Raw genomic sequence first — 10,932 nt, 5'->3', positions numbered from 1 at the left:
GAAATTCGTGGTCCGCGCGTCACGCGATTTAGTTGTTGAATGGTCTGCTATGACACGAACACGCGACCATGAATGCGAGTCAAAGAATGTTAGACGTTGTGCGGCCGAGCCGACAATGTTGCCGCAACCGGACTGAATGTTTGCGAAGGCGGAATGGATTCAATGCATTGCATTTGATAGCCGCGTCCACTCGTCGCCTTTATGCATTGCGTGTAGTGCGTAAGCAGTGCGCAAGACATCCTCTTGCTTGCGCGCCTCGCGCTCGTACTGCTCGCTCAGTTGCTCAATGGACGCCAGCAACACGGCATGATCGATATCGGGGCACTGAACCCGGGTCCCATATCGCGCGATCGCAGCCAGACGCGCAAAATGCGTCACGCGGTTGCCGGCACTTTCCAGAGCCAGCTGCGCGATGGATTCAAGCACGGCAACGTCGTTGGTCAACGCCCGATTACGCTCAGTCAGATTATCGTTATGCAAACTCATATATCCCGGCCTCTCGGATGCTGTCGGCTGTATGGCACGAGGCCCCGACAGACGGCAACGCGCACGCACCAGGCGGTCGCGACTGAACACTACACGGGAAAGCGCGCTACCGTCCATCGGAACAACAGGGTTTTTTCAATCCTTGACGATTTCTAAATCCCTACAATTATCAACAATTGTTTGGGATATTTTTTATATATCCTATCTCGATATATAGGAATGCCGCCATTCAATTAAAAATTTCTTTATGATCGTCTTGCTGCTCCGTCTTGCGTGGCATGGCCGATCGCTCTTCCCGGGCAATACCGGCCAATGTATCGGCTTGGCTTGCAAATGCGCAGAGGCCGGGCCGGACCTTTCCCAACGCGTCGGTATTTGTTTCTGAATGATGAGATGTTCGTGACACGCCTGCTTTGCGTCTATTGGGACGACTGTCCTGGGCAGCAAGGCGATCGACCTCGGCGACGGCGGATTGACCCACTTCAACCCAACCAATGAATACGACGGAACGAAGTCGGGTAGTCAAGCCCCCCCGGGCGGTGAACCACTTCGCTGCGTCTTTGTTTTCCGTGCGTGACCGCTCTACTCCGAGCGGCGGCCAGCCACGAGAACAGGCATGTTTTTCTGTTCGACAATTTTGAATTCTTTGAACGCCAACCGTGCTTTTCGGATTTCAACGTCGTGACCAATGTCACCGATCCAGGACGCGACCTCCCCTTGTGACGTTTCACAGCGCACACCGATGACCACCTCTCGCAACGCCAGATGGTCACCAAAGTCCGCGTAGTAGTGTCCATCCTGATCCCGATCCTGAAGATCCGCCATTACCCGATACTCGCCTTCGTATCGCCACGCATCGAACTTCGTTAGCAGCATCGCTTTCACCATGTCGGGGGTAACCCCAGCGTTGTGCGCATTTAGGTCGGCGTCGAAATCGAGGCGATTTGGCTCGTAGTTGATCTTCATCGCCAATTCATCTGGTACATCGAACCCAAGACATATGCCGTAGTGCTTGTTCCCGTAATGTGCCCACATGACCGGACTTTGCCAATGCGTTGAAAAACAGATGACACCACGCTGTGTGGATAGATGCTGGCGAAGCACCTGTGCAACCCTTCGATGCTGTTGAGTAGGAAGGACGTGTGGCAGCAATTCAAAGGGATCGTTAAGTTCTTCGAAAAGCGAGATTTTCATGCGACGTTCGTCGATAATCTTCTTCGCCCATTTTTCTGCTGTCAGGTAGTAGAGTCGCATGGTCGGTCAGGCTGGAACGGAGTTGTGCATTGTATCGGCTGCCGGTAACCGATCCGATATTGAGATCGGGCCATGAATTCAACTCCTACTCGGAAAAGGTACGTAAAGTTCGGACACCCACAGCTCACCGCGGACCAGGGCAAAAAAATCGCCGGCGGCCGCCGGATGCTCAACGAAGTGCTGGACGTATGGCGGCTGCGGATACGCGACGTCGAGCAGCTCGCCGGCCGCCGTGCGGACCAGCGAGTGCGACACGAACCGCTGTTGCGCATCGTTGCCGCCATCAGCAAGCCAGCCGCGCACCGGCGTGTCGGCCGGATGCATTGCCAGCCAGCATTCGACCTGCTCGTGACAACGACCTGGTGCCGGCACCCAGTCTGCCAGTACTCCAGTTCCTGCGTAGCCGTCGATCGGGAGCGCGTCCATATAGGCACACGCGACTGCGTCGGCGAGCGTGGACGTCACGATGGACAGCGCGGCGGCCCGGTCAAAGGTAGAAGACATGATGGTTTTGCTCCCGTGTCAGGCCGCTGCAGGGATCGGCGAGCGACCGCCGGACGCCATGACACGCTGCACCTGTTCCCACGCGTCGAGGTAACGGTACGCCGGCGCCGCGGCCAGCTGTGCGTCGTGGGTGACGACCAATTCCTCGAGCGCCTGCCGCTCGGTATCCGCGACGCTCCAGGGTTCTCCGCGCTCGGCTCTCCGGATGCAGTCGTCAAGCGCCACTTCCGCGCGTTGGCAGCTGTCCAGCGCGGCGGGACCGCTATCTCGCAGGAAGAACGCGAGGTACAGCACGTTCAGCAGCGTGATGATTGCCTCGATGTCGCCGCGGCCGTCGCGTAGCATCGCGAGCGCGAGATGGTGCTTCAGCGAGAGGGCGCGCACCTGGTCGACGGGCAGCGGTAACAGCTGCGCCTTGGTCAATGGTCGCCGGGAATGAGAAAGTGGTTTTCGGGTCATCGAAGGTTCATCGATAAAGTCATCGGGGTGAGTCCACATAACGCGGCGCGATGCGCTGCGCCCGCAACCAGCCGTCGTCGGCCAGCGCAGCGATCACGGTCGGCGGCACGGTCTGCCAAGTCAGGCCGGCCTCGGCACGCGCTCGCTGCCCGAGCCAGCGGCGCCATGCGTCGTGCCTGCCACCCGGTGCCGGTATCGGCTCGATCTGATCACCGTCGACATGCCAGTAGCGATCCGCTCCTGCACTGCGTGCGCGGATCAACACGGTCTCGCAATCCGTGTTGATCGCCGCATGCACCGTCTCGCCCCGCCCCAATGCATCAACCATCACCGTCACCGCGGCCCGCTTCACGTCGTAGATCTGTAGCTCGACTTTCCGCAGCCGGGCCTCGACGCCCTGTTGGGCGGCCAGCCAACAAACGCCGGCGACCAGGCGGTGCATGCCGTTCACGCACACGACGGCGCCGCCATAGGCGCGCAGGATCAGCGGGTAGGCTGCTGCCGGCGCTGGGAAATGCGCGTCTCCGATCTCGGATTCGAAGTACGCCAGCGTATCGCTGCCCCACCCTCTACCGTGCAGTCCGTCCAGCAGCGACCGCCAGGTCGTGGCGTCCGGCGCCCAGGTCCGGTGGAACAGGCCGACCAGCGCGGTAAGCGGAACGTCAGCATAAATCCGATTTTCGCGGTTGCGGCGCAACCCGAACGTCGCGGCGGTCAGCTCACGATCGAGCGCGACTGGTCGGTCGACGATCGCGGACGGTGCAGCGTCGAGTGCGTCGTAGATGCGTTGCAGTGCCGGCGAATCCTGGTGGCGATCCGCCGACGCACGTTCGTCGCGCATTGCTTCATCTCGCGCGTTCGCCTCGCGGGTCGTGAAAGGTGCATTCATTGCGGGCGCGTAAGCGTGCGAACAAAGAGTTCGGCCCATTTCAGTACATCGAACACCAGCGGCTTGAGCACGGGCTTGCTGCCATGCACATCGCCCATCTTCGAGCGCAAGGTCTGCATCACGTAGGCCCCCCGGGTTAGTGCGCCTTTGAAGTTATTCGCGAAGATCTTCACGTCGTCTGCATCCCAACCCAGTTCACGCAATCCCGCGTCGAGATCCATAACGACCGCCACCGCGCGATTGCAGCCTTCCTGAAACGACTGGGCAGGCTCACCCAGCTGATATTCGTCATAAATTGCCGCCACCGCCGTGTCGACCGCGCCGCAGGCCGCGGCGATCGCCCCGCTCAGATCACCATCGCGAAAGCGCTGCGCGGCCTTGACCAGATCCTCTCGGGGCCCTTCTGGCAGACTTGTCAGCTCGGCCGGATCGAACAGCTCCAGCGGAATCAGACGGTTGTCGACTAGGCCCCATCCGTGCCGCGCCAGCTTCTCCTCAAGCTCTTCGCATAAATTCGGCCGGCGCGACAACACCTCCTCGGCTACGAGCATCACGAAGCGCCGACGCTCATCGGCTTCCATCAGGCCGACCAGGCCGTCGATCGCGCTGCGCAATTGATCCTTCGTGACCCCGTTCCCCGACTTTTGTTGGAGATGGGAAAGTTCGGTGACGTCTACGCCGGCCAGGCCGGCGACATCTCGGATATCCGAGAAGCTCAACTGGCCGAGGCTGGCGCGAACCGTACCCCACGCGACTTCAATGGTTGCCATGATTTCGGTCCTTGGTGTCGTCAACGATTCCCAGCGCGGCGGCAAAGCATTGTCCGACCGCATCACTCACAGCTTGCGGATCTTCGACCGCTGAAAACAAGACCTCAAGACTAGATGAGGATGCCGCGCACACCAACATGACGAGCTCCTGGGCATCGTCAATATCCTGCCAAAACTGCGCGAGATCGAAGAACCATCCGCCCTTGAAATTCCAACAGGCATGCCACGCATGTCCCGGTCGACGACCAAGCTCTAACATGCCGGGATCCATAGGCGTCGCCCAGGGACGCCGCGATACCTTGAGCCTGAAGGTGGCGTCGTACTGTTCGACTCCCTGCTTGATCAGCGAAGCGTCGTCATGGGCTCCGTGCAACCAGTCCCTGACGAGCACATCCGACCATTGCGGATCAGCCCGAGAATGGTTATTAAACGATGACATCGCGCGTACGGCAACTTTGTCGGCCAAAATAATGCTGTTACTTCAACTCCGTTCGAATTAAATTTGTCACTTTGCGTACTGGATTTCGGGACCTGTCCGTAAGAGCCTGATTCCATAGTCGTATCCCGGCATAAGTCGCAACCGGCTGATAGAGGAGAAGCCCGTGACTATCCTCCAAGAAATCCATGCGTGGTCCAAGGCTCTCGCCGTCTGGCAACAAGACGCCATCGCCAGGCTCTATGCCGACCGGGCGCTTAGCGCGGCCGACCTGGACGACCTCTACGCGTTGGCCAAAGCCGAGGTGGGCATCCCGGATCCTGAAGGGCGCCTGGCCAAAAAGCTCCACGATGCCCAAGTTGCGCCGCCGGCGAATCCGACGCGCGTCGTTCTACTGACGGCCATCAAAATGTTGGCCAACGTCAATGCGTTGGCCAATGGTGCGTGCCTGCCCGTTGCCCGGGCAGGCATCACGGGCATCTACGGTGAGAATGGCGTCGGGAAGTCGGGATACTCACGCGTGCTCAAGAAGGCATGCCGGGCGCGCGACCGGCGCGAACCCATCCTGCCCAACGCGAATCTGGAACCCGGGAAGAGCGGACCGGCCCAGGCCACGTTCGAGACGGAGATCGACGGCGTCGTGAGGGACCTTCCCTGGAAAGACGGCGCTGAGCCGCCCGAGCCCATGTCGGACATCGCCATCTTCGACTCGCACTGCGCTCGCGCCTACATCGACAACCAGGGTGATTTCGCCTACGCTCCGTATGGGCTGGACATCCTGGAAGGCCTGGTCGGCGCGTGCAACAAGCTAAAGGCTCGGGCCACGGCGGAAAAGGCTGCGAATGCCCCGAGCAATGCCGCCTATGCGGGCCTCGCCGGGGAGCAAACCGAAGTCGCCAGAAAGCTGCTCGGCATCCCTGCCAAGACCAAGGCAGAGGACATCGAGATACTGGCCACGCTTAGGGAAGCCGAACTTGAGCGGCTCGCCTTGCTGAACAAGACCTTGGCCGAAGCCGATCCGAAGCAAAAGGCCTTGGCCCTGCGGCAAAAGGCCAGCCGCCTCACCTCGCTGAAGGAACGTGTCGCCTCGGCGATCGGCGTCGTGAACGACGAGAAGGTCGGTTCGCTTCAGGCGTTGATTGGCAAGTCGAATGCTGCCAAGGGAGCGGCAGAGCTCGCGGCCACCGAGTTCAAGGCAACGCCCGGCCAACTGGTCGGGACGGGTGGGGAGGAATGGAAGGCCCTCTTTGAGGCCGCCCGAACATTTGCCGAACTCAACCATGCGGGCCACGATTTCGCTGAACTTCCGCCGGAGGCTGTCTGTCCTCTCTGCCAGAACGCCCTCGGGCAAGAGGGAGCGGCTCGGCTGCGTCGATTCGACGCCTTCATCAAGGCCACTGCCGAGAAGGCGGCGAAGGATGCGCACGAGGCCGCTGCCATCCCCTTCAGGGCGATTCAGCACGCGAACTTGGACTTGATGTTTCGCGACGCGTTGGTCGAGGAGGTGACCGAGATCGGGCCGGAAGTTGCTGCGGCCTGTACGGCCCTTCAGGAAGCCCTCAAGGTGCGCCAATCGGGCATCCTGCAAGCTGCCGGCGGTAAACTGGTCTGGGATGCGCTTCCCAAACTCTCCGACGATCCGCAGCCCGGCTTGGCCGACCTCATCAACCGCCTGCTGGAACAGTCCAAGGCGCTCGACGCCACCGCAGACGAGAAGCTCAAAGCTGCCATGGTCGCAGAGCGGGCGGAGCTCGATGCTCGCCGCAGGCTGGCTGAAGTCAAGGCTGCGGTGCTCGAGGCGATGACCAAACACGAACTCTGCCATAAGCTGCAGGCGTGCATCGATGGCATGGAGACGCGGGGTATTTCCAGGAAGTCCACGGAGCTCTCTCGCACGACGGCCAGCCAGGAACTGGCCGATGCCCTCAACGCTGAACTCAAGCTCCTCAAGGTCCATCACCTCCGCGTAGTGATGAAGCCCGAGTCGCCAGGCGGTAAAACCCAGTTCAAGCTGACCCTCCAGTTGCCGGGTGGCGGGACGCCGGCGGCGATCCTCAGCGAAGGCGAGCAGCGGGCCATTGCGATTGCATCCTTTATGGCGGAGATTCGGCTTAGCAAGGGGCGCGGCGGCATCGTTCTCGACGACCCCGTCTCGTCGCTGGACCATCGGCGCCGCTGGGAGGTCGCCGAGCGCTTAGCGAGAGAGTCGCTGACCCGGCAGGTGATCGTCTTCACCCACGACATCTACTTTCTTCTCATCTTGGAGCAGAAGGCAGAGGAGGTCGGTGCAACGCTGACCAAGAACTACATCCGGAGGACGGCAGACGGCTATGGTGTTCATTCCGAGGATTTGCCCTTCGACGTGCTGGGCACAAAGGACCGCCTAGGTCGCCTGAGGCAGCTTCTGGTCGGTGTGCGCAAGGCGGCGAAGGAAGGCGACGAAGACCTGCAGCGCCAGCTAACGGCCAAGTGCTATGGCCAACTCCGACTCGCGTGGGAGCGCTGCATCGAGGAGGTGCTGCTCAACGGGGCCGTGCAACGCTTCGGCGAGGGTGTGTCGACCCAACGCCTCAAAGGGGTGACGGTCACAGACGACGACTATCACGAGATCGACGCCGGCATGACCAAGTCTTCGAAGTTCGAGCACGACCCGGCCGCGCCTGTCGGCAGGCTTCCTATACCAGACCCCGACGAACTCAGCGACGACATCGAGCGCTTGGCCAAGTGGCGCGAGACGCTCAATAAGCGAGTGGACGGCATTGCTAAAGGCACGGCCAGTAGGTCAGCCCTTTTTACTGCCTGATCTCCCGTTTCACTCAGTCGTCGGACGCGCGTCCGTCATGAACGCCTTTCGAATCAAACCGCACAAGCTTGCTGAGCTTCAATCGATCTTGCGGGGACGTAGCGTACCGTTGTACATGGCATACGGAAGCTTTACGCATCGTACGAACGTTGAAGTTACAGGCGCTGGGAGCTTCATAGCCGGAAGCGCCTTAAACGGGTGTCGTCAGCGACGCGTACTTGCCCCGTCGGGCCACAAGCCGCGCGTGATGCTTCACCGCTTCCTGACGCAACCGCGGATGTTTCACGTTCACTGCGCCCGTCGCCAAGCGTCACCCTGTCACCATCAAGTTCAGGAATCCGTAGCGCCGAAGTAGAGCCGCGGTTCAACCTTTTTAATTGGTGAGTTTGCGGGCTTCTCCGGTCCAGAGTTCCATCACGTACTCCGGCTCTGACGCACACCAAGCGTAAGATCCCCAAGCCAGTTCCGAAATGCTCTTTCTGAAGGGTTGTCCAGAGCGATCTAGGTATGCGGTCAAAAACGCGAGGTGCCGTTCGTCGAATCCAGCCTCCAACGCCATCGAAGTAAGCGCCACTTTTCGCTCGCGAGTAATAGGACCGTCGGACGCGACCACCTCCGTGAACACTACCAGCATGTCCGAACCACCATCGTCGGCCCCCAAGTCAACGAGGATGATGTCAGGAAGCGCCTTCGTCACGTCGATCTTTAGACCCAGTTCGTTGGCGAGATTTTCGTCACGCGCGACGACTTTATTGCCCGACTCCGATAGCCAAAGCACGGTCGGCTGCTTTAAGAAGCGCGGCGCAAATACCTCTATGACCGCCTTCGCAATCACGCTCGATGGTCCTGGGGCAAGTGTCCTTGTCTCGCCGTTGGGAAAGGTTACTACAACGGCATCTTTCGCCACAGCCGCACCGCGCTTCATCAAACGCAAGCGCGACATTGCCGCTTTTGAGAGGTGGGCCGTTTGCCACGTCTCGATGGCTAAACCCAGCGCATCATCCGTCAGGTCAGGATTGAAGAGTGCTGCAAACTCGGCGTTTAGTGCGTATTTCGGTTTGGACGATGTCGTGGGGATTCCGTCGCGCTCGACAACGGCACGACAGGGAATCAAACCCGTACGGATGGTCTCATCTCGAACCGGCTCGCGACTGTTGGGGGCGTACCATGCATGCGCGGGTCGAACCTTCTTCGTCGACATGGAGTTTGCGATCCAGGCTCGACGACTACTTTCGTCGGTCTTCTCTGCCTGCTCGTCGCTCATATCGGTCACTTGGCTCGGCCGCAGCCATTCGTCTGTCCCTTCAACGGCACCGACGTAGAACATCACGTAGATCGTGCGCGCAGCCATTTCACGCACCACATAGTTGCGGTGCTCAGTACCCTCTGGAAATATAAGAGGCAAACGTTCGGCGATGATGTTGAGTGGGGGGATGGCGCAGAGCGTCACAATTCAATCGTTCCGTAGTAGCTGGCCACCGCACGCTCGACAGCCTGTTTCGAACCGGCTTTGTCGATCAACTTTTCCAAAGCGATCAACTGATCAATACTGGGCAGCGGCAATGCGTTCAGCTCATAAGCCGATACTGCCACGCTCCCGCTGATGCATCGGAAAGCGCGGTCAACTGCCTCGGTGTTCAACAACGCCTCGATCGTGCCTGGTTTAACACGGACCACATCCAGCGACGGCGCGATAATCATGTTCAAATGATTCTCAACGACGGCGCCGCCCGATTTATCCAAGTACGACTGCGGCAGCACCGCGGCCAACAGACGGCGGTTCTGCTCTTTCGACGTGGTTCGTTGAACGAGCACACACGATTTCCGGATGATCAAATGCGGCTGGTCTTCATGTACCGCAATATACGGCACGTGGTTTCTACGGTCCGCACTGAAAACGAACCCGTCAGATGTGACCGATTCCGCCCAGATCAGCGGCAGCGCACCGTCGCCTGTCTCGGTACGCAACTGCGCCTTGTGGCGGTTCCAGACCAAAGGCCCTGTTGAAACCGTGTACCCGAGGTCCGATAGCCTGGTAGGCATGCTCGCAATCGCTTTGAGGAACGATGCATCCGCTGCAGTTCTCGGCAACAACCACGGATCGCCGGTTGCGGTAAGCGACACCTCACCGACGCGTTCGATCTTCGCAGCGTTCAACCCCTTCGGCACAACCACCGAGACAATCGGAGCGAAGCAATGAGGTTTTCGCGTGTATGCCGTCAGCAACGTCTCCTGCAACACGTCATCGAACACACCTTCGCGATCGGCGACAAAATCGAATGCCACGGGCGCCGCCTCGTCGATCAGAAGTTGACGCAACGCCTTGAAATACTGCCCACCCAAAAATGACGTAGGCGTCAGGTACGCGACCACGCCGTCGGGTTTCGCCAGCCGCAAGGCAAGATCGGTGAAGAGGCCATAAAGATTCGCGTGACCGTAAAGCGACCGAGCGTAATGATTGCGCATCGGCTCGTCCAGGGTGACGCGCCCGTAAGGGGGATTGCCAATCACCAGGTCAAAGGTGCCGACGTCTTGCGGCCGCAGCGCGTCGGCGACGGTAACCAGGTCGGGTAGTCGACGCTTGGCAGCCACACAAAGCGGCATCAGGGCTGCTTCGAGCAGAACCCGCGTCATCCATGCGGCGAACGGATCAATTTCAATCCCGCGCAATCGCTTCGAAATGCGCCTGAAGGTCCATTCCGGAGACGCGCCCTTATCCCGCTGCCACATCCGTAACGCGACCGGCGCGAGAAATGCGCCTCCGCCACACGCCGGGTCGATTGCGGTGCCGTGAGTGAAGTCAAAACCTGCTTGTTCAGCGAGATCAAGCAAGCGTGCAACCAACGGCGGGGGCGTGTAATACGCGCCGAGTTGAGAACGCAGCGCGGGCGGCAGCATAACCGTGTAGATCGAGCCGATGAGATATCCGGCATCTTCTACCGGAAACTCGGCGATAAGGCTGCCCACATCCTGAGCCGTTCGTTGTACGTCGATGGCGAGGGTCGGTGCGGACAAGGGCATCGGCCGAACTTTCATTGCCGTCTTATGCCGTTCGCACAACGTCGCCCAATAACTCACGATGACAGCGGTACAGAACGCGCGCGCATGCGAGATGCGGGTCTTTTCGGTCTTGCGTGCTTCGGCGTACCCCCGCGCCATCGCCTTGCACGCGGCATATCGCGTGAGCGGATCGACAGCGGGATCGACCCAAGCCTGACGGGCTGGTTTGGACATGGTGAAGGGTCTCAGTTCAGAGTTGGCCAGATTGTATCGCGTCAGCACAATCTCCAGCGGGCCAACGGCCTTGCAGAAATATGCCAAGACAAGCCGG

Annotated in this window: 11 protein-coding genes; 1 reads left to right on the top strand and 10 read right to left on the bottom strand. The window is 59.9% G+C overall.

The genetic code is table 11. From position 1 onward, the window contains the following. Positions 1-159: 159 nt before the first annotated feature. From ABD05_RS34935 to ABD05_RS34905, 8 genes are all read right to left on the bottom strand, one after another. Positions 160-486 carry a hypothetical protein gene (locus tag ABD05_RS34935; RefSeq protein ID WP_148669218.1) on the bottom strand — a complete coding sequence of 109 codons (327 nt, stop codon included), beginning with the start codon at positions 484-486 and terminating at the stop codon, positions 160-162. A gap of 229 nt (positions 487-715) precedes the next feature. Beyond that, entirely contained in the window at positions 716-1,012 is a 297-nt protein-coding gene (locus ABD05_RS38240) for a hypothetical protein (protein ID WP_148669217.1), read from the bottom strand. A 56-nt stretch (positions 1,013-1,068) separates the two neighbouring features. Further along, the gene (locus ABD05_RS34930; RefSeq protein ID WP_047904770.1) at positions 1,069-1,740 is read right to left on the bottom strand and encodes a DUF2971 domain-containing protein; all 672 of its coding nucleotides are present in this window, start codon (positions 1,738-1,740) and stop codon (positions 1,069-1,071) included. Positions 1,741-1,818: 78 nt separating this feature from the next. Further along, the gene (locus ABD05_RS38235; RefSeq protein ID WP_148669216.1) at positions 1,819-2,244 is read right to left on the bottom strand and encodes a hypothetical protein; all 426 of its coding nucleotides are present in this window, start codon (positions 2,242-2,244) and stop codon (positions 1,819-1,821) included. Between the two features lie 18 nt (positions 2,245-2,262). Then, a complete protein-coding gene (locus tag ABD05_RS34920; RefSeq protein WP_047904768.1) occupies positions 2,263-2,703 on the bottom strand; it encodes a hypothetical protein in 441 nt (146 codons plus the stop codon). 19 nt (positions 2,704-2,722) lie between these two features. Next, entirely contained in the window at positions 2,723-3,544 is an 822-nt protein-coding gene (locus ABD05_RS34915; protein ID WP_053060046.1) for a hypothetical protein, read from the bottom strand. A 44-nt stretch (positions 3,545-3,588) separates the two neighbouring features. Beyond that, on the bottom strand, positions 3,589-4,362 hold the full coding sequence (locus ABD05_RS34910) for a hypothetical protein (RefSeq protein ID WP_047904767.1): 774 nt from the start codon (positions 4,360-4,362) through the stop codon (positions 3,589-3,591). Then, positions 4,349-4,828: a hypothetical protein gene (locus ABD05_RS34905; RefSeq protein WP_238594253.1), complete on the bottom strand. Its 480-nt coding sequence runs from the start codon at positions 4,826-4,828 to the stop codon at positions 4,349-4,351. Before ABD05_RS34905 ends, ABD05_RS34910 begins: the two co-directional genes overlap by 14 nt. 136 nt (positions 4,829-4,964) lie before the next feature. Here ABD05_RS34905 and ABD05_RS34900 point away from each other — a divergent pair, with 136 nt between their 5' ends. Beyond that, positions 4,965-7,601 carry an AAA family ATPase gene (locus ABD05_RS34900; RefSeq protein ID WP_047904766.1) on the top strand — a complete coding sequence of 879 codons (2,637 nt, stop codon included), beginning with the start codon at positions 4,965-4,967 and terminating at the stop codon, positions 7,599-7,601. Between the two features lie 373 nt (positions 7,602-7,974). Here ABD05_RS34900 and ABD05_RS34895 read toward each other — a convergent pair whose 3' ends face one another. Further along, a complete protein-coding gene (locus ABD05_RS34895) occupies positions 7,975-9,051 on the bottom strand; it encodes a BsuBI/PstI family type II restriction endonuclease (RefSeq protein ID WP_047904765.1) in 1,077 nt (358 codons plus the stop codon). After that, positions 9,048-10,835 (bottom strand): HsdM family class I SAM-dependent methyltransferase, encoded by a 1,788-nt coding sequence (locus tag ABD05_RS34890; protein ID WP_047904820.1) that lies wholly within the window; start codon positions 10,833-10,835, stop codon positions 9,048-9,050. The genes ABD05_RS34895 and ABD05_RS34890 overlap by 4 nt, the downstream gene beginning before the upstream one ends. Between the last annotated feature and the right edge of the window lie 97 nt (positions 10,836-10,932).

The organism is Burkholderia pyrrocinia (assembly GCF_001028665.1).
In the GTDB taxonomy this organism is placed as follows: domain Bacteria; phylum Pseudomonadota; class Gammaproteobacteria; order Burkholderiales; family Burkholderiaceae; genus Burkholderia; species Burkholderia pyrrocinia.
This window is presented reverse-complemented; position numbering and strand designations above follow the sequence as displayed.

Coding starts and splice junctions, on each gene's coding strand:
- ABD05_RS34935 (WP_148669218.1), bottom strand. CDS start 486: ATGAGTTTGCATAACGATAATCTGACTGAGCGTAATCGGGCGTTGACC.
- ABD05_RS34930 (WP_047904770.1), bottom strand. CDS start 1,740: ATGCGACTCTACTACCTGACAGCAGAAAAATGGGCGAAGAAGATTATC.
- ABD05_RS38235 (WP_148669216.1), bottom strand. CDS start 2,244: ATGTCTTCTACCTTTGACCGGGCCGCCGCGCTGTCCATCGTGACGTCC.
- ABD05_RS34920 (WP_047904768.1), bottom strand. CDS start 2,703: ATGACCCGAAAACCACTTTCTCATTCCCGGCGACCATTGACCAAGGCG.
- ABD05_RS34915 (WP_053060046.1), bottom strand. CDS start 3,544: ATGCGCGACGAACGTGCGTCGGCGGATCGCCACCAGGATTCGCCGGCA.
- ABD05_RS34910 (WP_047904767.1), bottom strand. CDS start 4,362: ATGGCAACCATTGAAGTCGCGTGGGGTACGGTTCGCGCCAGCCTCGGC.
- ABD05_RS34890 (WP_047904820.1), bottom strand. CDS start 10,835: ATGTCCAAACCAGCCCGTCAGGCTTGGGTCGATCCCGCTGTCGATCCG.